Genomic DNA, 19,117 nt, shown 5'->3' with positions numbered 1-19,117 from the left:
TTAAACGAGAGAATCCAGCAAAAGCCACAATTTTTTGCCTTCGGATGCCCAGCTAGCGTCGGCCGGAATCCCGTTCGGATAAAAAATGGTGCCGCGCAGCCGGGCTGCAAAGGACGGCCCATCCAGCGGGGCCACGAAATCGACCGATAGGCCGGCGCCGTATTGGTGGATGAGCGCCTGCCAGAGCGGGTTGGGCGAGGCGAGGATGGGCAGGCCGTGGGCGAGGTATTCGAACAGTTTGGTGGGCCGGCACCGCTCTGTGCTGGTGTGGGGCCGGTAGGGCAGCAGGCCGAGGTCGCTGCGGCCTATTTCGGCCACAATGTCGGCGTGCGGCACCATTTCGGCTCCGCCTATCAATTTCAGCCAGGCCGAATTTTGAGCCACGACTTCTTGCAGCTGCCGCAGCAAGCCGGGCTGCTGGCAAAAGCCGATGATGGTGAGCTGCACCCCGCCGGGCCAGGCCGAGCGCAACTGCCGGGCAAAGGCAATGGCGTCCCACACGCCATTCAATTCCGAAATGGTGCCTGAGTAGAGCAGGCGCAAAGGCTGGTCGGGGGGCGGCAGTTGATGCGCGCGCGCGGCCAGGGGTTCGTCAGGCGCCGGCTGATACTTGTTTTCCAGCACCACAACGCGGTTGGCCGGCAGCAGGCGCAAATACGGTAGTTCGGCAGCATAGCTGGCTTCGGCCAATATAATGGCCGAGCCATTTTGGGCGGCCCGTGTTTCAACCCAGCGCAAGCCGGCCGCCAACACGCGGCGCACCAGGCCCCCGTATACGCGTTGCGTGCGCACGTTGAGGGCATAGTTTTCGCGGATGTCGTAAATGAATCGGCGGCCCCGACCCAGCCACCGCCAGAGCAGCGTGAGCGGCAGCAGCTCCGGCGCGTGCACGACAACCAAAGCAGGCTGCAGCCGCTCTAGCAGCTGCCAGTAACGTACCTGCGCCATCAGCCGGCCCAGGCTCAGGCGCGAGCCCTCAAAAATGGGATGCTGCCTGACTTGTTCCTGCGCTGCGAACGAGCCTTGCAGCCGCGCATCGGCAACCGCCCGGCCGGCGATATGAACCTGCACGTTGGGCCGCTCCCGCAGGGTTTCGGCAAACTTGCCCCGCATACGGGTATCGTCTACGGGCTTCAGTACCGAAGCCAGCAATACCCTTACCTGAGAAGAACCGTAGCCAAACACGCCCCAAAGATGGTAGTTTTGCGGCTTCCAAAGATGCTGCGGTTCATACCAGCGGCTTTTCATCTCTAATTCCTCGCCCTGACCAATGGCTGACCTCCAAACCCAAATTGAAGCCGCCTGGGCCGACCGCGCCCTGCTCCAAACCCCCGAAACCAAAGTCGCCATCGAGCACGTCATTGAGGAACTCGACAAAGGCCGCCTGCGCGTGGCCACCCCGCCCACCGAAGACGGCGGCGAGTGGACCATCAACGAGTGGGTGAAGAAGGCCGTGATTCTCTACTTCCCCATCCGCCAGATGAGCACCCAGGAAGTGGGCCCCTTCGAGTACCACGACAAGATGCTGCTCAAAACCGACTACGCCGGCCAGCAGGTGCGCGTGGTACCGCCCGCCGTGGCCCGCTACGGCGCGTTTCTGGCCCCCGGCGTCATCCTCATGCCCAGCTACACCAACATTGGCGCCTACGTGGGCGAGGGCACGATGGTGGACACCTGGGCCACCGTGGGCAGCTGCGCGCAAGTAGGCAAAGGCGTGCACCTGAGCGGCGGCGTGGGCCTCGGCGGCGTGCTGGAGCCCGTGCAGGCGGCCCCTGTCATCATCGAGGATGGCGCCTTCATCGGCTCGCGCAGCATCCTCGTGGAGGGCTGCCGCATCGGCAAAGAGGCCGTGATTGGTGCGGGCGTCACTATCACCGGCAGCACCAAAATTATCGACGTAACTGGCCCCGAGCCCAAGGAATACCGCGGCTACGTGCCGCCACGCTCGGTGGTCATTCCCGGCTCCATCGCCAAGCAGTTTCCGGCCGGCGAGTACCAGGTTCCATGCGCCCTCATCATCGGCCAGCGCAAGCCTAGCACGGACTTGAAAACGTCGTTGAACGATGCGTTGCGTGACTTTGGGGTGAGCGTGTAAGTGAATTCAAGATGATATTCAGGATTGACTACTGGAAGCTGTTGCGGAGCTGGTTTCTTTTAAATCTGGCTGCAACAGGCGTGACCGCAGGGCTGGTACTCTATTCTGAACCGCATCACCGTTTCGCTTATGCAGACTTTGCGAAAGCTGCCGGTTACATCAATTTCGCTTTTTTATTCTCCTTAGTAGTTGATGGACCGCTGCTATTCATTCAGGTTGACCAAGCTGCGGGCGTAGTAAAATACCAACGACTATTCCGTGATATCGCACCAGTTGTGCTGGAATATAGCCGGGTGGCCGGTGGGCTTACTACCCGTAGCCTGAGCCGTAACAATCCGGCCAGAGTCTGGGCATTATTTTATAATGGCGATGAGTAGTTCTATGTGCATTTCCGAAATGGGTGGACCGAAGCAAAGCTGACCGCCATCCACAAGTTGGTAAAGCATGTTTCCTGAAAATAAAAAAAGCCCGCTAATCAGCGGGCTTTTTTTATTGAAACGAAGCAAGCGAATTACACCCCCGCCTTCAGCTTCTCGCCGAACAACGCCTTCACCTTATCCACCTTGGGGCGAGCCACAAACTGGCAGTAGGGCTCGTGCCCGTGCAGGTTGAAGTAGTTCTGGTGGTAGTCCTCGGCGGGGTAGAAGGTGGGGGCGGGCAGAATCTCCGTCACCACCGGATTGGGGAAAGCGTGGTTGTCGTTGAGCTTCTTTTTATACTCCTCGGCGAGCTGCTTTTGTTCCTCGTTGTGGTAGTAGATACCCGAGCGGTACTGGGTGCCCACGTCGTTACCCTGGCGGTTGAGCGTGGTCGGGTCGTGGGTTTTCCAGAAGATTTCGAGCAGTTCTTTATAGCTGATAACGGCCGGGTCGAAGGTGATGTCAATCACCTCGTTGTGGCCCGTAAGGCCGCTGCATACTTCCTTATAAGTTGGGTTGGCAATGCGGCCGCCGGCGTAACCGGACACCACTTTCTCCACGCCCTTCAGGTTCTGAAATACGGCCTCGACGCACCAGAAGCAGCCGGCGCCAAATGTTGCTTTTTGCATGGGTAGGAAATTGATTCGTTGTTGTTGGTAACAACGCGGTAGACGTGGCCGGGGTTATTTCCTTACACAGGTTAACTGTGTAAAAACATGCACAAAAAGAACGTCATGCTGAGCGCCGCCGAAGCATCTCTATCGCAATAGTAAATAAATTACTTTCACGGTAGAGATGCTTCGGCGGCGCTCAGCATGACGTTCTGAGGATTCTGGTAACGGCTACTTCCGGAACCGCTCGGCCACCACCAGCTCCTTCGAGCCGGCCGTGTGCTGGTAGAAGCCTTCGCCCGACTTCACGCCCAGGCGGCCGGCCATCACCATGTTCACCAGCAGCGGGCAGGGAGCGTATTTGGGGTTGCCCAAGCCCTCGTGCAACACCCGCAGAATGGCCAGGCACACATCCAGCCCAATGAAATCGGCCAGCTGCAGCGGCCCCATCGGGTGGGCCATGCCCAGCTTCATCACCGTGTCAATCTCCTCGACGCCCGCCACGCCCTCAAACAGCGTGATGATGGCCTCGTTAATCATCGGCATCAGAATGCGGTTGGCCACGAAGCCGGGGTAGTCGTTCACCTCCGTTGGGGTTTTGCCCAGCTGGCGCGAGAGGTCCATCACGCGCGCCGTCACGGCGTCGGACGTGGCGTAGCCGCGAATCACCTCCACCAGCTTCATCACCGGCACGGGGTTCATGAAGTGCATGCCAATCACCTGCTGCGGGCGCTTGGTCACGGCCGCAATCTTGGTAATGGAAATCGACGAGGTGTTCGACGCCAGAATGGCCCCGGCCGGCGCGTGCTGGTCGAGGTCGCGAAAGATTTGCAGCTTGAGGTCTACGTTCTCGGTGGCGGCTTCTACCACCAGCTCCGCGCCCGCCACGCCCTCGGCCAGCGAGGTGAAGGTGCGCAAGCGGCCCAACGTAGCGGTTTTGTCGTCTTCGCTCAGCGTGGCTTTGGCCACCTGGCGGTCGAGGTTTTTGGTGATGGTGCCCAGGGCACGGTCCAGCGCGGGCTGGCTGATATCGATGAGGGCCACAGCAAAGCCGTGTTGCGCAAATACGTGGGCAATGCCATTGCCCATGGTGCCAGAGCCAATAACGGCGACGTTCATAATGAATAACGAAAGAGTGGGTGGGAAAAAGAGTGGGTGGGAATACGAATGCCGGCCAGCTGCCAGGCGTTGCAAAGCTACGGCGGGGTGCGCAACCGCCGTTTTGTTTGCGGTTTTCAACTTTTTTTTCAATTAATATATCCTTTTACAAACACCCGCGTACAAAGCCGCATAGTTTGTTTCTTTCACCTCCTTCACTCACACTAGCCATGGGCAACCTCCTGTATATCATCGCCGTCATTCTTGTAATCATCTGGGCCGTTAGCTTCTTCGGGGGCTTTTACACGGGTGGCATTATTCACACGCTGCTGGTGATTGCAATTATCGCCATTCTGCTGCGCGTCATCAGCGGCCGAAGCGCTGTCTAAAGCGCAACCCGCTGGGTTAACTTAAAAACACAAAAAAGCCGTGCTGAGCAATCAGCACGGCTTTTTTGTGTTTTGTTGGCGGGGCTATTTGCCGATGTCGAACAGGAAGCTAAACCGCAGCACAAACCCCGGATACAGCGAACCAAATGAACTGTCGAAGTTGTACAGCCCCACAATATCGACCGCGGCGTGCTCGCCCAGATAAGAGCGGTAGCCGATGCCGGCCAGCGGCGTGGTCACGGTGCGCTTGTATTTGAAGTATCCGTTGTTGCCGTCGTAGTCAATCAGCTCCGCATTGGTGACTTCGTACTCGGCGTGCAAAAAGAATTCCTTGTACACGATGTACTGCGCAAAGCCCTTGAAGCCGACGCTGCTGGAGCTGATGCTTTTGTCGCCCTGCCGGTTCAGCACGTAGCCGGCATTGGTGGCGCTGTTGCTCAGGCTGTAGCTGCTGTAGGCGTAGGAAATGCCGGGGCCGATGGCAAACTTATCCGTAACCCGGTAGCCCAGCGCCGGGGCCGCGCTCACGTTGAACTGGTTCAGCCCGCCATTCGAAGCAAAGCCCAGGCCCACGTTGGTGTAAATAAACTTCTTGGTGGCCGGCCGGCTTTCGGCCCCGCCGGCCTTCGTGGCCTTGCGATTCGGAAAATCCAGGCCCGAAGGCGCATCCGGGGTCGGCCGAACCTCGGGCTGGGGCTCCGGGGCGGGCTGCGTAGCCGGCTGGGTGGCCGGTGCCGGGGTTGGCTCCACCGGGCGCGGCGGCGTGGGCGGCGGGCCGGGAGGCGCCGAGTTCAGCACGGGCTTGTCTTGCGCCTGCGCCTGCTGGGCCGGCAGATAAGCCACACCCACCAGCAGCAGTAACGGAAGCAAATGTCGTTTCATGTGAGAAGCAGAATGAAAAATGAAAGTTGACGATGAGCGCATTAACGGTCGATGAAGTAACGAATTTTAACCCGTTCATCGTTCTGCCATTCGTCGAATACTTACGCCAGTTGGTACATTTTCTGGCGCTGCGCTTTCAGCGTCTCGTCGGCCAGGTACTCTTCGTAGTTCATGCGCCGGTCAATGATGCCGTCGGGCGTGAGCTCGATGATGCGGTTGGCTACGGTATCAATGAACTGCAAGTCGTGCGAGGCAAATATGAGCGAGCCCGTGAAGTCCTTCAGACCGTTGTTCAGGGCCTGAATGCTTTCCAGGTCCAGGTGGTTCGTCGGGTCGTCGAGCACCAGCACGTTGCCGCTTTCCAGCATCATTTTCGAGAGCATGCAGCGCACTTTCTCACCGCCGCTCAGCACGTTGGGCTTCTTCTGGCTTTCCTCGCCCGAAAACAACATCCGGCCCAGCCAGCCGCGCACGAAGCTTTCGTCCTTGTCCACGGAGTACTGCCGCAGCCAGTCCACTAGGTTCATGTTGTCGGCCTGGAAAAAGGCGCTGTTTTCCTTCGGGAAGTAGCTGGGCGTGATGGTGGTGCCCCACTTGAACTCGCCTTTATCGGCCTGGGCTTCGCCAAACAGGATGTCGAACAGGAGGGAAGCGGCGCGGTCGTCGCGGCCCACAATGGCCACCTTGTCGCCCTTGTCGAGCGAGAACGTCACGTTTTTCAGCACCGACTGGCCGTCCACCGTCTTGCTCACGCCTTCCACGCTCAGCAACTGGTTGCCGGCTTCGCGCTCGGGTTTGAAGGCGATGTAGGGGTAGCGGCGCGAGGAGGGCTTGATTTCCTCCAGCGTGAGCTTTTGCAGCAGCTTCTGGCGGCTGGTGGCCTGCTTCGATTTCGAGGCGTTGGCCGAGAAGCGGCGCACAAACTCTTCGAGTTCCTTGCGCTTGTCTTCGGTTTTCTTGTTCACGTCCTGGCGCTGGCGCAGGGCCAGCTGGCTGCTCTCGTACCAGAACGAGTAGTTGCCGGGGTACATCGTGATTTTCGAGAAATCCAGGTCGGCCATGTAGTTGCACACGGCGTCGAGGAAGTGGCGGTCGTGGCTCACCACAATCACCGTATTCTCAAAGCTATCGAGGAAGTTTTCGAGCCACAGCACGCTCTCGGCGTCCAGATTGTTGGTCGGTTCGTCGAGCAGCAGCACGTCGGGGTTGCCAAACAGGGCCTGGGCCAGCAGCACGCGCACCTTTTCGCTGGCGCCGAGGTCGGCCATCAGCGCGTAGTGCTTGTCTTCGGTGATGCCCAAGCCGGAGAGCAGCTCGGCAGCCTGGTAGTCGGCGTCCCAGCCGTTCATGTCGGCAAACTCGCCTTCGAGCACGCCCAGGCGCTCGCCGTCGGCGTCGGTGGCGGTGCCCGCGTCGTACTTGGCGTAGAGGGCGTCCTTCTCCTTCATCACGTTGGCCAGCTGCTGGTGGCCCTGAATCACGGTTTGCAGCACGGGCTGGTCGTCGTAGGCAAACTGGTTCTGCTTCAGCACGGCCAGGCGCTGGCCAGCGGGCATTTCCACCGAGCCGGTGTTGGGCTCGATTTCGCCCGACAGAATTTTCAGGAACGTGGACTTGCCGGCCCCGTTGGCCCCAATCAGGCCGTACACGTTGCCGGGCAGGAATTTAACAGTAACGTCTTCAAACAGCACGCGCTTGCCGTAGCGCAGGCTCACATTGGAGGTGGAAATCATTCAGTCAGAAAATAGAAGCTTACAAAAGGCGCGCCGCCGGGCGCATCTGCCCGCAAAATTACGCAACAGGAACCAGGCCGGAATCCGTATTGCCCAACTACTTGGCGGGCTTAGCGAAAATAACTCTTCCCCGCGGCAATTAGTGCCCGCCAACCAGCTAAATGTGGATGGGCGTCAGGTATTTCGGCCCCGGCCAAAACCTCTCGGCCGCTGGGCTAGTATAAAATACCAATAAGCCGACAGCACCGGCCAAATCCCTTCACCCTAACCGAATTCCCGCCATGGCTGACAACGAATTAACCTCCGAAAACAACGGCCTTCGCATGGGCGTCTTCACGGGCCTGGTCCTGATTGCGTACACGGGCATTGCCGCGCTCGCCGGCTTTCTTGACAAGATAGAAGCCGGCACGCTCGATATCGTTATTTTAATCGGTGGAATTGTGATGGCCATCATGCGCTTGAAACGCTACCGCCGCAACCGGCTTTCTTACTTCCAGGGTTTCAGTACGGGCATCATTACTGCCATTGTGGCATCGGTGCTGCTGGGGGCTTTTTTCTGGGTATTGGGTGGTGTCAGCAAAGCGGCCATCGCGGCCATTGAGGCCCGCGACCTGTTTGGGGCCGACCTGGGGGTGCTCATCAGCGGCCTGGGCATCATCCTGCTCGGCACGATGACCGGCGTCATCACCTCGCTGGTGGCGATGCAGTACTTCAAAAGCCCCGACCACATGCCGGTTGCCAGCCTTGATTAATGGCATACTGGCTTCCAAAATGTCTATAAAAAGCGGCTCTATATAGAGCCGCTTTTTTGGTATTATACCAAGGTTGAGAAAAATGGGTTATAAGAAAAAAAGGATAAAACAGAAACTAAACTTTATATTGCGGGCGTTATCAACGAAGCCTCGAAATTTTCAGGTCAAAAAGATAATTGTTATGTCTAAATTGTTCGCCTTTCTACTCGCCCTTTTCCTCTTTTCTGCCGCCCATTCGGCCAGTGCTCAAATGTCGGACCGGCTCAGTGAGCACCCCAACTTTGGCAAGGCCATCAACCAGGAGGCTGCGGCTGCAACCCGCGAAATGATGAACCGCCTGCACCTCAACGAAGGCCAATACCTCAAGCTGTTGCCGCTGAACCGCACCAAGCTTGCCGGCCTGGGCAGCATCAACCGGGAGTATAAAGGCAACGAGGCTGTCCGCGCCGCCAAAACCGCCGAATTGGAAGCTCAATTCGAGCAGGAGTGCAGCCGTATTCTCACGCCTTCGCAACTCAGCCAGCTGCAGCAGAGCAACAGCCAGCCCACTACGGCGCCCGCCAATGCGGGCAATGGACTAGGCTAAGTTAGCCCTCCAGCAACCCTAAAAAGCCCCGACAACAACCATTGCCGGGGCTTTTTTAGGGTTTTGAAGCTGGGGAGAGCGGGTCGGTTAGCACTTCCGTGACGGTGCCCAGCGGGCCGAAGCGCAGGCTGATGCAGGCCGCGCCGGAGCGGGCGTGTCGGCCCTGGCACTGGCTGCCGGGCTCTAGGTAGTAGTAGTACACTTTTTCGGTGCCGGCGCGCAATTCTTCCTCATCGGGCTGGCCCAGCAGGGCGGTCACGTCGTCGGCGCGGGCTTCGTAGAGCTGCTCTTTGCTGCGCACCAGGGCCGGCACGGCGGCGCGGCGCAGGTTGCGGCAGGCGTAGGGGTCGGCGCGCCAGGTGGTGGCGTCAAAGCCCGGCAGCTTCGGCAGCGCATGGCCGCAGCCCCCCAGGTATAGCCCACCAACAGCCAAAAGAAGGGAACCGCAGGAACGGGCGGCAATTCTGGGAGACCGGGGCATGGGCAAGTGGCGGAAAATGAGCCAGTGGGGTGGCGAATAAATTGACGAAACTAAGCACTAATTTTGGCACGATGCTGTATAAGGCACTTGCCAGGAATAATTAGAAATATAATCGTTCGGTGTTAGCTATGAATGTTAGAACAATCGTGGGCATGCTGTTGGTGGCCGGAGTTTCGGCGGGGTCGGTAGCGGCGCAGTCGCTACCGGCGGCCGTGGCGGCGCTGCCCGCGTCGGCGCGTCGGGTGTATTATCAGGCGGCTTTTGAGCAGCAGGCCACGCAGCTTTATACCCGGATGAAGCTGGGGGCCACGGGGCTCACGCTGCCCGTGTTTCGGGAAGGCCTGGTGGGCTATTATAACCTGCGGCGAAGCGGCCAGCGGGCCAGTAGCCCGCCGGTGCTCACGCTCATTGATTTCAGCCGCCCCAGCCAGCAGAAGCGCTTGTGGGTGATTGATGTGACGCGGGCCAAAGTGCTGTTTCATACGCTGGTGGCGCACGGCAAGGCCAGCGGCGGCGATGTGCCGGTGGCTTTCTCGAACCGCGACGGCTCCGAAATGAGCAGCCTGGGTTTCTATCGCACGGCGCCCAGCACCTACACCGGCAAGCACGGCCTGTCGCTCAAAATCCAGGGCCTCGACCCGGGCTTCAACACCAACGCCGAAAGCCGCGCCGTGGTGGTGCACGGCGCCGAGTATGTATGCGAGGACTTCGTGAAAGCCCACGGCCGGTTGGGGCGCAGCCAGGGCTGCCCGGCGCTGCCCGTGGCCGAAACGGCGGCCATTGTGAAGGCTATTCAGGGCGGCAGCGTGGTGTACCTGCACGGCCCGGCTGGGGCCGGCTACCGCTCGCAGTGGCTGAACCTGGACACCGCCGTGGCGGCTTATGCCGGCCTGAATATGGCGAACGGCGAAGGCCGCGCGAACGGAGGAGAATAACCAGAACGGAAAGGGTGCGTTAAAAGCGCGAAGCCGGCCTCCGCTGCGGTCGGCTTTGCTTTTCCTAACCCTTTTCTTTCTAGCTATGCGACTGAATCTCCGCTTCATCATTGCCCTCATCGTGGCGGCGGTGTCCCTCTTCGGGTATTTCTTCAACACCTCCAAAAACGAGGTGACCGGCGAAACCCAGCACGTAAACATGAGTACCGACCAGGAAATTGCCCTAGGGGTGCAGGCCGCCCCGGAAATGGCCGCCCAGTACGGCGGCGAAAGCTCCGATGCCCGCGCCACGGCTGCGGTGCAGGCAGTAGGCCAAAAAATAGTGGCCAGCACCAAAGCTGGCCAGACGCCCTACCGGTTCCAGTTCCACTTGCTGGCCGACGACCAGACCATTAACGCGTTTGCCTTGCCCGGCGGGCAGGTATTCATCACGCAGGGCCTGCTGAAAAACCTGACTTCGGAAGCGCAGCTGGCCGGGGTGCTGGCCCACGAAATTGGCCACGTGGTGGGGCGGCACTCGGCCGCGCAGGTGGCCAAATCGAACCTGACGCAAGGCCTGGCCGGCGCGGCCACCATCGCCTCCTACGACCCGAACAGCCCCGGCAGCTCGGTGGCCAAGGCGGCGGTGGCGGCGGCCATTGCCAAGGTGGTCACGCTGCGCTTCGGACGCAACGATGAGCTGGAGGCCGATAAAATTGCCGTTGATTTCACGCCTAAAGCCGGCTACGACCCCCGCGCCATGATTCAGGTGATGCAGATGCTGGAGAAAACCGGGGGGCGCAGTTCCACGCCGGAGTTTCTTAGCACCCACCCCGACCCCGGCAACCGCATCGGCGAGCTGGAAAAGGAAATCGCTGCGGAATACCCACAGGGGGTGCCGGCGGGGCTGAAGCAATAGCGCCTGTCATTGCGAGCGTAGCCAAACAATCAGCCCTGTTCTCCGCGACCTGCCTCCGATTGTGACAAAGACATAAGATGTAAAAAGCCCCGGCACTGCACAGTGCCGGGGCTTTCTAGTAAATGAACGTGTCTGGTTTTGACAGGACGGATTGTCGCGTTGTGCTGCGCTCCACTCGCAATGATAAACGATTAAAAATTGGGCGGCGTGAGGTTTTTGAAGTGGCCATTCAGGCGCACGCGCTCTTTGAGGCGCTCGGTTTCGAGCACCACGGGCAGGATGGTATCGAGGTGTTCGCGCACCATTTCCTGGCGTTCCTGCTCGCTGGTGGTGGCCAGGAGCTGGTATTCCTGCTCGGTGCTGAAGCCGATGTGGTGGGCCACGTCGAAAATGCAGTAGTCGGGGGCCAGCTCCAGCAGCAGCTTACGCAGGCCAAGGGCTTCGTATAGCTGCCGCACTTGGCGGGTGATGATGTCGCGCAGGAGCGGGTCGGCTTCATTGTCCTGCACTACGTCTTCGATGAGGCCGCCGGCGTAGAGCTTGCCGGGAGCCTGGCGGTAGAACTTATTGATGCGAAATACGCCCACGGCCTTGGTGCGGATGTCAAGCTCGCCGCTGGAATAGGTCTGCTCCACGCTGATGAGGCGCATTTCGGTGCCCAGTTCGCTGAGGGAATTGTCGAGGTAGGGCGGGATGCCGAAGGTGGTGTTTTGCTCGATGCACTCGCGCACGAGCTGGCGGTAGCGCGGCTCGAAGATGTGCAGGTTCAGCTTTTCGCCCGGAAAAACCACCAGATTGAGCGGGAAGAGTGGCAGCAGGCGGGCCATGTAGCGGGGAGGTGGGGAAGTAGGTAAGGAAAAGGGGAGCAGGGAGGTAACAGCAAAGCCGGGCCATAGTGTTTAGGCCGGCCGGTGCCTGCGCAAAGCCAGGGGGCGGCCGAAGGTAGGCGGGAAAGCCGAAACCCCGCGCGCCACGCTACTTTTGCCCCAATGTCATCTGCCAAACTCATTCCTGATTTTTCGATATTGCTCAAGCAGGCGGGGCGTTTGCTGCTGCAAGTGGTGGCGTCGCTGTTTCTGGCCTCGCTGGCCTGGGTGCTGATGTACCGCTGGGTGGCGCCGCCGGCTACCTGGCTCATGCTCGACCGCCGGGCCCACGCGCCGGTGGGGCTGGGCTACTACGGCATTCAGCCCGAGCCGCGGCACATCAACTACCAGTTCCGAACCCTGGACGAGGTGGCGCCCGCCGTGCCGCTGGCCCTGGTAGCGGCCGAGGACCAGCGTTTCCTCATCCACCACGGCTTCGATTTCGATGCCCTCACCAAAGCCGCCAAGCGCAACTGGAACCGCGCCGAGGGCAAGCCCGTGGTGGGCGGCAGCACCATCTCGCAGCAGGTGGCCAAAAACGTGTTTCTATGGCAGGGCCGCAGCTACGTGCGCAAGGCGGCCGAGGCCTATTTCACGGTGCTGATTGAGTTTTTGTGGAACAAGCGGCGCATCATGGAGATGTACCTCAGCGTGGCCGAGATGGGCGACTGCACCTTTGGGGTGGAGGCGGCCAGCCTGCGCTACTTCGGCAAGCACGCCAGCGAGGTGAGCCCCGCCGAGGCCGCCCTGCTGGCCGGCGTACTGCCCAACCCGTTGCGGTTCCGGGCCTCCAACCCCGGGCCGGTGGCGCGGGCCAAGCAGCAACGGGTGCTGCGCAACATGCGTCGCTTGGGCGGCACCACTTACGTCAAAATTCTTCTCAATAAATAGCCATGAAAAGTCAGCTTCAGACGATTATGGCCTTGGCAGCAATGCTGGCGCTGGGAATGGGCAGCGGCCGGGCGCAACAAGTGCCGCACCCTGTGCTACGGACTGACACTAGGGATGCTGCCGCCATCCGGCAAGTGCTGACCACCCAGACGGCCGCCTGGAACCGGGGCGACATTCCCGGTTTCATGCAGGGCTACTGGCAGTCCGATTCGCTGGTTTTCATCGGCCGCAAAGGCCCAACGTATGGCTGGCAGCAAACGCTGACCAACTACCAGAAAAATTACCCGGATGCCGCCGCCATGGGCCAGCTGGATTTCAGCGGCCTGCGCATCACGGTGCTGGCGCCGGGCGCGGCGCAGGTGGTGGGCCACTGGCATTTGGCCCGGCCCACGGCGGGCGATGTGCAGGGGTATTTTCTGCTGGTGCTACGGCGGTTTGGCAAGGAGTGGAAGGTGGTGGCCGACCACACGAACAGCAGCCAGTAAAACCGCCTTATTCTTTTTTTGCGGCTTCGGTTTGGGCGGTAGCTTCGGCGTCGGCCACGGCTTGGGGTGGAGCAGTGGGTTCGACGAGCCCAAGCTCTGCCGCGTGGAGCGCCGCTGCGGCGTAGTCCTGTACCAGCAGCATGGTCACGCCTTCTGCCTTCAATTCTTCGGTAATGGGCCCAACCAGCGCGCTGCGCTCCGGTACCTGCACGTCGCGAATGTAGATGGCCCGGATGCGGCCGGGGTGGCGGCGCACCACTTCGCGGTAGATGCGGGCGTCTTCCTGGCCGCTGTCGCCAAGCAGCACGAAGGGGAGCTGCGGGTAGGTGGTAAGCAGGTCGTCGATTTCATGGAGCTTGTGGGCGAAGTGAATGGCGGCCGAGCCCGTGACGCCGGACGGGGGCGTGGTTTTGGGCCGGGCAATGCTCAGGTCGCGCAGCAGGAGTGGGCCGGGCGGCATTTCGTGGATGCCCATGAACTCATCGAGCACATCGTAGAGGTTCCAGGGGCTGCTGCTGACGTAGAAAAACGGGTTGTCGGGGCGGCCGGTGCGGCCGTGCTGCAGGCGGCGGTAGAAATCGGCCACGCCCACGAAGGGCAGGCGCGAGTGGGCGTTGCTGAGGAAGGTGCGGCCCAGCATCTTGAGCACGTTGGTGGCGCTGGTTTCGAACACCGTGTCATCGAGGTCGGAGATGACGCCGAACTCGGCACTGGGCGGGGGCACCAGCACCTTAGCCGAGGCCTGAATGCCGGCCTCGGGCAGCGGCAGGTGCGGCGGCAGCCGGGCCACGCGCACCGGCACCGGGTACCAGAGGTAGGCCTCTGGCGCGGGCAGGGCCCGGGGCTCGATGATGAGCGTGAAGTAGCCTTCGTCGTCGGTGCTCACCAGGTGCTGGCTGCCGTCGGGCAGCTCGGCCACGAGGTCGGCATTGGGCACTTCGCGGCTGTTGAAGCGGCGCACCATACTGCGGAAATTGCGCCAGCGCGAGTCGGTGGCCGTTTGGGGGGCCAAGCCGGGGTCGGCCAGCAGGCGGCCTTTGATGTAAAATTTGGTGCTGGTGCCGTAGCTGCGGTAGGCATCGAGCTGCAAAGGGCGCAGCCAGCCGGCCCGCGCCGAGGTGCGGGTGAACAGGTGGTCGGTCCATTCGGAAAAAGAGGAGAGGGCATCGAGCAGCTTCATGGGGCAAACCTACGGCTGACGGGCGGCAACGTTTAAACCCAGCCGTGGCGAGGCCTTTTGCGTAAGAACCCATCCCTGCTTTGGGCAGGGTTTTTCGTTCTATATATGTCCACGGCCACCACTTCCCGCCCCAAAACCCGCAAAAAGACGCTTCTCCCGCAAGATGAGGCGCATATCGTGTACAAAGACCCTGCCCGGCAGGCCGAAATGGCGGGTCTGCGCTACGCCACCGACCAAGGCGCCGGCATCAGCCGCAAGCCCACGCGCGCCGGCCATTTTACCTACTACGACGCGAAGGGCCAGAAAATCACCGACGACAAAACGCTGACGCGCATAGGCAGCTTCGTGATTCCGCCGGCCTGGACGGACGTCTGGATTTCGCCCTCGCCCAATACCCACCTGCAGGTGACCGGCCACGACAGCCTCGGCCGCAAGCAGTACCGTTACCACCCGGCCTGGGACGAAATGCGCAGCCTCACCAAGTTTTCGCGCCTGCGCACCTTTGGCGAAAAGCTGCGGCCGTTGCGCGAGCAGCTGAACAAAGACCTGCGTCGGTCGGAGCTCGACCGCGAAAAAGTAATTGCCTTGGTGCTTACGCTTATGGACCAGTCGTTTATTCGGGTCGGCAATAAGGAGTACGCCAAGAAAAACGGTAAGTCAAAACCCAGCTACGGCCTCACCACGCTGCTCGATAAGCACGTGGACGTGACCGGAACGGACGTCAACTTCAGCTTCGTGGGCAAAAAAGGCGTGCCGCACGACGTGACCCTGCACGACGCCCGGCTGGCCCGGCTGGTGCGCAAGTGCAAGGAAATCCCGGGCCAGCACCTGTTTCAGTACTACTCCAAAGACGGCCAGCGGCACGCTCTCGAATCGGGCGACGTGAACGAGTACCTGCACCGGCACACCGGCCTGGCTCTTTCGGCAAAAGACTTTCGCACCTGGGGCGGCACCGTGAAAATGGTGGGCTGCCTCGAAGCCGTGCTGCAGGAAGAGCCCGAACTAGCCCCCGAAAAGGTGATTAAAAAAGCCGTGAAGGAAGTGGCCACGGGCCTCGGCAACACGCCCACCGTCTGCTCCAAATACTACATCCACCCGCAGGTGGTGGAGTTGTTCAAATCGGGCCAGCTCATCGAATTTCTGCGCAAGCACGACGCCGAAGCCAAGCCCGACGACCTGCTTTCCCCCGTGGAGAATCTGGTGCTGAAAATGCTGGAGCAGGCTTAGTAGTTGATAGGAGGATTATAGCGTCCAGAACATCATGCTAACTGCCAATCGCCTGTCATCCTGAGCGGAGCGAAGGACCTTGTAACACCTGAACAATTCGTTTCAACGTGATAAGGTCCTTCGCTCCGCTCAGGATGACAGGCGATTTAACGTTTCCAACAGGCCCTTTGCAAATTCAACCCGGGCTCTACTCTTCCGGAACCTTATCAAAAGCGCCCTTGGCCGGTGCGGCCTCCTGCGCGAAGCGGATGCCCGCGTGACCCGTGGCGGCGCGGAATTCGTCTGTACCCACGCCGCCATAGATGCGAATGCGGGGTCTGGCCTGGGCTTTTGAGCTGTGGTTTTCCTCCATAAAGACATCATCGCCGCCTAGCCCTTCCAGCTGAATGCGGCGCGTTTCCTTCGCGAGAAAAGCCCGTTGGTAAAGCAAACTGCCCCGGTCAGTTCCGGCGGCCCGGTACACGGCTACCACGGTAGAGTCGGCGTAGCGGTGGATTTCGAACCGCTCGGCCTGGTTGGTGCCGGCAATGCGGGGCTGGCGGGCCAGGTTGCGGTAGAAGGTTTCGGCGAGTGCGGGGAGGTGGTCGCGCCGGGCCTGGAAGGCGGCCAGCGTGCGTGGGCCTTCGAGGGCGTACACGGCGGGCGGCAGGCGGCGCACGGCGCGCTGCAGCACCGAGTCAGGCAGGCGGCGCTGCAAGTCGCGGGCAGTGGCCTGAAAATCGGCGCGGGTGAGCTGATTGAGGGCGCGCCGGTCAAGGTACTCGCCGTTGGAAAGCTGGGCCACCGGGCTTTTGTAGCGCGGCCCGAACGAAACCCAGTGCCGGATGGCCACGTGGCCAATCAGCCAGCCCAGTACGCCGTCATCGAGGCGATAAATCACCATGTCGCGGTCTTTGGGCAGGGGGCGAATGGGGGCGAAGCCGCCGGCCGTGGGTGCATCCACGGCCCAGCTCCACTGGCCGGCGTGGCGGTCCCAGTCGCCAAGCCAGGCATCGAGCAGGCGGGCGCGCAGCAGCGCGGGCTGGTCGAAACGGCGGGCGGGGCTGTCGAATACGCTGCCAAAAGCCTTGGTGCTATTGACAACCGCCGCTGGCGTGGGAAGCTGGGGCGCCTGGGCCACCTTTTCTTCCAGATAAGCCAACTGCCCGCGAAAGTGCCCCAGCGAATCCGTCTGAAAAGTCGGGTCGTCGGGCCGCACGTAGAAGAGTTGCGGCGAGGAGTGAGGCACGCCCGCCGCCCGGGCCATCGGCGGCACCAGCAGCGCCGCGTAAGGGTTGGTCGACGACACATTGTCGCGCAGCACGTTCACCAGGAAAGTGCCCCGCACCGCCATCGGCGTGGCCCGAATGGGGTCTTTGTCGACGGTGCGAATGACGTAGGCGCGGCCGTCGGCGCCGGTCAGATTCAGGCTGGTGCTGTTGAAGCCCCCGCCCACTTTGCCGGCTTGCAGGCCGCCAGGCTTGGCGGTGCTCATCGCAAACACCGGCGCCGAAACCGGGGCCGCCCAGCTTGGGCGGTGGTGCCGGCCCACCAGCGCATTATAGAGGCCGCCGTGGCGGGCATACTGCCGGCCGGCCGTCACGCGGCGCACGCTGTCGGCCGCTGCGGGCAGGGGAGCAGCGGCATCCAGGCGGGCATCGGGCTGGAAAAATTGCTGCCGGACGCAGCCTGCGCCGCCTAGCAACAAAGTCGCCAGGGCACCCGCATTCAAGAAAAAAGTGCGCAAGCGAAGCGTTATCAAAAACTAATTAGAAATAGGGTCGGGCTTTGAACGGCGGAGCTTCTGAAAACGCCGAAGCAGGCCGGCAATATTCGCGATTAGTAGCGCGGACTTTTAGTCCGCGAGTCAATCGTTTACTCGCGGACTAAAAGTCCGCGCTACTAATTACTAATTTTCGGGGGTGCGGTCGGCGGGGCTGTGGCGGCGGCGGGAGAGGTAAGGATGGTCCGATTTGGCGGCGGTGAGGTCCGAGGCCTCGTCGGGGTAGAGGCGCAGGCGGCGTGCGCTGCCCTGGTGCAGGAGCTGGTCGTGGCCCGCGCCGCCGTACAGACGCAAGCGGATGGGCCGGCCGGGCCCGGTGGTCGTCACCTCAAAAATGTCGTCGCCATCCAGCCCATCGAGCGTCAACGTGCGGGTTTCGGCCGTGAAAAAGGTGCGCTGGAATCGAAGCGTGTCGGCCGCAGTGGGCGGGTGCAGGGCCGAGGAAAACACCCGCACGGTGGTAGAATCGGCGAAGCGCTGCACCACGTACCGCTCGGCCTGGGCCGAACCACCCAGGTTGGGCTCGCGGGCCAGCAACAGGTAATACGCATCGGCGACCTGCGGCAGGTGTTGGCGGCGGGTTTGGAGGGCCGCGCCCAGGCGGGCGCCTTCCAGGGCGTACACGGCCGGGGGCAGGCGGTGCATGGCCCGCTCGATGAGCGAATCGGGCAGGCGGCGCTGCAAGTCGGCGGCAATGCGCTGGAAGTCGGCACGCTTCAATTGCATGAGGCCCCGCTGGTCGATGAATTCGGCCTGGTAGACGAGGCCCGGCAGGTAGCCATATTCCGCGCGGAAGGTGTGAAACTGGGGGGCAATGAAGCGCCGGGCCGCCAGCCAGGGCACCAGGCCGTCATCGAACCGGAAATACACCTGGTCGCGGTCCTTGGGAATGGGCTGGTAACGGGTGCGGCCGCTTGCCGCCGGAAACGCGGCCCAATCCCATTGGCGCTCGTGGCGGTCCCAGTCACCGAGCCAGATGTCGAGCAGGCGGGCCCGCAGGAATGCCGGCTGGTCGAGGTAGCCGGCCGGCTGGTAATAAATTTTCTTCAGCACATTCTCACCGCCCACAAAATTGGTGGCCCCGGCCAGGTCGGGCGTGCGCGAGGCCAATTCTTCGTACTTCTCCTCCAGCAGCGCCACTTTGCCCCGAAACCGCTCGGAGCCCGGCCCCAGGCCAGTTTCGTCGGGCCGCACGTACACCAGCCGCGGACGGGTGTGGGGCACGCCCGCCGCCTGGGCCAGCGGCGGCACCGTGAGGGCGCCGTAGGGGTTGGCCGCCGAAGTGGCATCACGCACCACGTTCAGCAAAAAGGTAGGCCTGAGTACTTTGGGTAGGGTTTTCGAAGGGTCTTTGTCGAGGGCCCGCAGGGCGTATTCCCGGTCTTTTTTGCCCTCCAGCGTCATGCTGATGCTTTGGTAGCCGCCGCCGGCCTTGCCGGGGCGCAGGCCGCCGGGCACCGCCGTGGCCAGCCGGAGCAGCGGCACCGTGACCGGCGCGGCCCACACCGGGCGATAGTGTCGGCCCATAAACAGGTAGTAAACCCCCGAATGATGGCTGTAATGACGCCCGGCCGCCACGCGCACCGAATCGGCGGTGGGAGGCAGGGGAGCGGTGGCATCCACGCGCGAGTCGGGGAGGAAGTAGTTGCGCCGGGCGCAGCCGCCCGCCAGCAAGCCCAGGCAGGCCAGCGCTACCCAGCCGCGCTGGTAAGAAGAACGACAAAAGAAGGGCATTCCGAAGAAAGAAGGCAAAGCGAATGCGCCTTTAACGCAACGGGGCCGCAAAAGTCACGGCGCAAGCGCACACGGGCACAACCGCAAGACCGC

20 protein-coding genes are annotated in these 19,117 nt (G+C 61.6%); 10 read left to right on the top strand and 10 right to left on the bottom strand.

Going from position 1 to position 19,117, the window contains the following annotated elements; translation table 11 throughout:
- Positions 1-1,152 carry a glycosyltransferase gene (locus Q4S41_RS11045; protein ID WP_305031170.1) on the bottom strand — a complete coding sequence of 384 codons (1,152 nt, stop codon included), beginning with the start codon at positions 1,150-1,152 and terminating at the stop codon, positions 1-3.
- Positions 1,153-1,270: 118 nt separating this feature from the next.
- Here Q4S41_RS11045 and Q4S41_RS11040 point away from each other — a divergent pair, with 118 nt between their 5' ends.
- Together Q4S41_RS11040 and Q4S41_RS11035 are read left to right on the top strand one after the other, a co-directional pair.
- Positions 1,271-2,095, top strand: a complete 825-nt coding sequence (locus tag Q4S41_RS11040; RefSeq protein WP_305031169.1) for a 2,3,4,5-tetrahydropyridine-2,6-dicarboxylate N-succinyltransferase — start codon at positions 1,271-1,273, stop codon at positions 2,093-2,095.
- Between the two features lie 11 nt (positions 2,096-2,106).
- A complete protein-coding gene (locus Q4S41_RS11035) occupies positions 2,107-2,472 on the top strand; it encodes a hypothetical protein (RefSeq protein ID WP_305031168.1) in 366 nt (121 codons plus the stop codon).
- Between the two features lie 134 nt (positions 2,473-2,606).
- On the opposite strand, the gene msrA is transcribed toward Q4S41_RS11035, so the two are convergent.
- Positions 2,607-3,143: a peptide-methionine (S)-S-oxide reductase MsrA gene (gene msrA / locus Q4S41_RS11030; RefSeq protein WP_305031167.1), complete on the bottom strand. Its 537-nt coding sequence runs from the start codon at positions 3,141-3,143 to the stop codon at positions 2,607-2,609.
- Positions 3,144-3,356: 213 nt separating this feature from the next.
- Positions 3,357-4,247 carry a 3-hydroxybutyryl-CoA dehydrogenase gene (locus tag Q4S41_RS11025; RefSeq protein WP_305031294.1) on the bottom strand — a complete coding sequence of 297 codons (891 nt, stop codon included), beginning with the start codon at positions 4,245-4,247 and terminating at the stop codon, positions 3,357-3,359.
- A gap of 206 nt (positions 4,248-4,453) precedes the next feature.
- On the opposite strand from Q4S41_RS11025, the gene Q4S41_RS11020 reads away from it, so the two are divergent.
- The gene (locus Q4S41_RS11020) at positions 4,454-4,612 is read left to right on the top strand and encodes a lmo0937 family membrane protein (RefSeq protein ID WP_305031166.1); all 159 of its coding nucleotides are present in this window, start codon (positions 4,454-4,456) and stop codon (positions 4,610-4,612) included.
- A gap of 84 nt (positions 4,613-4,696) precedes the next feature.
- Here Q4S41_RS11020 and Q4S41_RS11015 read toward each other — a convergent pair whose 3' ends face one another.
- Positions 4,697-5,494: a hypothetical protein gene (locus Q4S41_RS11015; protein WP_305031165.1), complete on the bottom strand. Its 798-nt coding sequence runs from the start codon at positions 5,492-5,494 to the stop codon at positions 4,697-4,699.
- Between the two features lie 101 nt (positions 5,495-5,595).
- Complete coding sequence (locus tag Q4S41_RS11010; RefSeq protein WP_305031164.1) at positions 5,596-7,227, bottom strand: ABC-F family ATP-binding cassette domain-containing protein; 1,632 nt, start codon at positions 7,225-7,227, stop codon at positions 5,596-5,598.
- 281 nt (positions 7,228-7,508) lie between these two features.
- Here Q4S41_RS11010 and Q4S41_RS11005 point away from each other — a divergent pair, with 281 nt between their 5' ends.
- Both Q4S41_RS11005 and Q4S41_RS11000 read left to right on the top strand, forming a co-directional pair.
- A complete protein-coding gene (locus Q4S41_RS11005; RefSeq protein ID WP_305031163.1) occupies positions 7,509-7,979 on the top strand; it encodes a DUF4199 domain-containing protein in 471 nt (156 codons plus the stop codon).
- A 181-nt stretch (positions 7,980-8,160) separates the two neighbouring features.
- Complete coding sequence (locus Q4S41_RS11000; protein ID WP_305031162.1) at positions 8,161-8,565, top strand: hypothetical protein; 405 nt, start codon at positions 8,161-8,163, stop codon at positions 8,563-8,565.
- 55 nt (positions 8,566-8,620) lie between these two features.
- On the opposite strand, the gene Q4S41_RS10995 is transcribed toward Q4S41_RS11000, so the two are convergent.
- Positions 8,621-8,998 carry a hypothetical protein gene (locus Q4S41_RS10995; RefSeq protein ID WP_305031161.1) on the bottom strand — a complete coding sequence of 126 codons (378 nt, stop codon included), beginning with the start codon at positions 8,996-8,998 and terminating at the stop codon, positions 8,621-8,623.
- Between the two features lie 176 nt (positions 8,999-9,174).
- Between Q4S41_RS10995 and Q4S41_RS10990 the strand changes: the two genes are divergently transcribed.
- The gene (locus Q4S41_RS10990) at positions 9,175-9,981 is read left to right on the top strand and encodes a murein L,D-transpeptidase catalytic domain family protein (protein ID WP_305031160.1); all 807 of its coding nucleotides are present in this window, start codon (positions 9,175-9,177) and stop codon (positions 9,979-9,981) included.
- A gap of 85 nt (positions 9,982-10,066) precedes the next feature.
- Positions 10,067-10,879: a M48 family metalloprotease gene (locus Q4S41_RS10985; RefSeq protein ID WP_305031159.1), complete on the top strand. Its 813-nt coding sequence runs from the start codon at positions 10,067-10,069 to the stop codon at positions 10,877-10,879.
- A gap of 191 nt (positions 10,880-11,070) precedes the next feature.
- On the opposite strand, the gene Q4S41_RS10980 is transcribed toward Q4S41_RS10985, so the two are convergent.
- On the bottom strand, positions 11,071-11,706 hold the full coding sequence (locus Q4S41_RS10980; protein ID WP_305031158.1) for an LON peptidase substrate-binding domain-containing protein: 636 nt from the start codon (positions 11,704-11,706) through the stop codon (positions 11,071-11,073).
- 162 nt (positions 11,707-11,868) lie between these two features.
- On the opposite strand from Q4S41_RS10980, the gene mtgA reads away from it, so the two are divergent.
- Positions 11,869-12,636 carry a monofunctional biosynthetic peptidoglycan transglycosylase gene (gene mtgA, locus Q4S41_RS10975; protein ID WP_305031157.1) on the top strand — a complete coding sequence of 256 codons (768 nt, stop codon included), beginning with the start codon at positions 11,869-11,871 and terminating at the stop codon, positions 12,634-12,636.
- Positions 12,637-12,638: 2 nt separating this feature from the next.
- Positions 12,639-13,121: a YybH family protein gene (locus Q4S41_RS10970; protein ID WP_305031156.1), complete on the top strand. Its 483-nt coding sequence runs from the start codon at positions 12,639-12,641 to the stop codon at positions 13,119-13,121.
- 7 nt (positions 13,122-13,128) lie between these two features.
- Here Q4S41_RS10970 and Q4S41_RS10965 read toward each other — a convergent pair whose 3' ends face one another.
- A complete protein-coding gene (locus Q4S41_RS10965; RefSeq protein WP_305031155.1) occupies positions 13,129-14,301 on the bottom strand; it encodes an App1 family protein in 1,173 nt (390 codons plus the stop codon).
- Between the two features lie 105 nt (positions 14,302-14,406).
- Here Q4S41_RS10965 and Q4S41_RS10960 point away from each other — a divergent pair, with 105 nt between their 5' ends.
- Positions 14,407-15,528 carry a DNA topoisomerase IB gene (locus Q4S41_RS10960; RefSeq protein ID WP_305031154.1) on the top strand — a complete coding sequence of 374 codons (1,122 nt, stop codon included), beginning with the start codon at positions 14,407-14,409 and terminating at the stop codon, positions 15,526-15,528.
- A gap of 187 nt (positions 15,529-15,715) precedes the next feature.
- Here Q4S41_RS10960 and Q4S41_RS10955 read toward each other — a convergent pair whose 3' ends face one another.
- Together Q4S41_RS10955 and Q4S41_RS10950 are read right to left on the bottom strand one after the other, a co-directional pair.
- Complete coding sequence (locus Q4S41_RS10955) at positions 15,716-17,254, bottom strand: hypothetical protein (protein ID WP_305031153.1); 1,539 nt, start codon at positions 17,252-17,254, stop codon at positions 15,716-15,718.
- Between the two features lie 162 nt (positions 17,255-17,416).
- The gene (locus Q4S41_RS10950) at positions 17,417-19,024 is read right to left on the bottom strand and encodes a hypothetical protein (protein ID WP_305031152.1); all 1,608 of its coding nucleotides are present in this window, start codon (positions 19,022-19,024) and stop codon (positions 17,417-17,419) included.
- Between the last annotated feature and the right edge of the window lie 93 nt (positions 19,025-19,117).

The organism is Hymenobacter convexus (genome assembly GCF_030580955.1).
In the GTDB taxonomy this organism is placed as follows: domain Bacteria; phylum Bacteroidota; class Bacteroidia; order Cytophagales; family Hymenobacteraceae; genus Hymenobacter.
This window is presented reverse-complemented; position numbering and strand designations above follow the sequence as displayed.

Excerpts from the sequence above, each read along its gene's own strand:
- Q4S41_RS10970 (WP_305031156.1), top strand. The coding sequence starts at position 12,639 with ATGAAAAGTCAGCTTCAGACGATTATGGCCTTGGCAGCAATGCTGGCG.
- Q4S41_RS11010 (WP_305031164.1), bottom strand. The coding sequence starts at position 7,227 with ATGATTTCCACCTCCAATGTGAGCCTGCGCTACGGCAAGCGCGTGCTG.
- Q4S41_RS10960 (WP_305031154.1), top strand. The coding sequence starts at position 14,407 with ATGTCCACGGCCACCACTTCCCGCCCCAAAACCCGCAAAAAGACGCTT.
- Q4S41_RS11020 (WP_305031166.1), top strand. The coding sequence starts at position 4,454 with ATGGGCAACCTCCTGTATATCATCGCCGTCATTCTTGTAATCATCTGG.
- Q4S41_RS10980 (WP_305031158.1), bottom strand. The coding sequence starts at position 11,706 with ATGGCCCGCCTGCTGCCACTCTTCCCGCTCAATCTGGTGGTTTTTCCG.
- Q4S41_RS11035 (WP_305031168.1), top strand. The coding sequence starts at position 2,107 with ATGATATTCAGGATTGACTACTGGAAGCTGTTGCGGAGCTGGTTTCTT.
- Q4S41_RS10990 (WP_305031160.1), top strand. The coding sequence starts at position 9,175 with ATGAATGTTAGAACAATCGTGGGCATGCTGTTGGTGGCCGGAGTTTCG.
- Q4S41_RS11015 (WP_305031165.1), bottom strand. The coding sequence starts at position 5,494 with ATGAAACGACATTTGCTTCCGTTACTGCTGCTGGTGGGTGTGGCTTAT.
- Q4S41_RS11000 (WP_305031162.1), top strand. The coding sequence starts at position 8,161 with ATGTCTAAATTGTTCGCCTTTCTACTCGCCCTTTTCCTCTTTTCTGCC.
- Q4S41_RS10950 (WP_305031152.1), bottom strand. The coding sequence starts at position 19,024 with ATGCCCTTCTTTTGTCGTTCTTCTTACCAGCGCGGCTGGGTAGCGCTG.
- mtgA (WP_305031157.1), top strand. The coding sequence starts at position 11,869 with ATGTCATCTGCCAAACTCATTCCTGATTTTTCGATATTGCTCAAGCAG.
- Q4S41_RS11005 (WP_305031163.1), top strand. The coding sequence starts at position 7,509 with ATGGCTGACAACGAATTAACCTCCGAAAACAACGGCCTTCGCATGGGC.
- Q4S41_RS10965 (WP_305031155.1), bottom strand. The coding sequence starts at position 14,301 with ATGAAGCTGCTCGATGCCCTCTCCTCTTTTTCCGAATGGACCGACCAC.
- Q4S41_RS10985 (WP_305031159.1), top strand. The coding sequence starts at position 10,067 with ATGCGACTGAATCTCCGCTTCATCATTGCCCTCATCGTGGCGGCGGTG.
- Q4S41_RS11040 (WP_305031169.1), top strand. The coding sequence starts at position 1,271 with ATGGCTGACCTCCAAACCCAAATTGAAGCCGCCTGGGCCGACCGCGCC.
- msrA (WP_305031167.1), bottom strand. The coding sequence starts at position 3,143 with ATGCAAAAAGCAACATTTGGCGCCGGCTGCTTCTGGTGCGTCGAGGCC.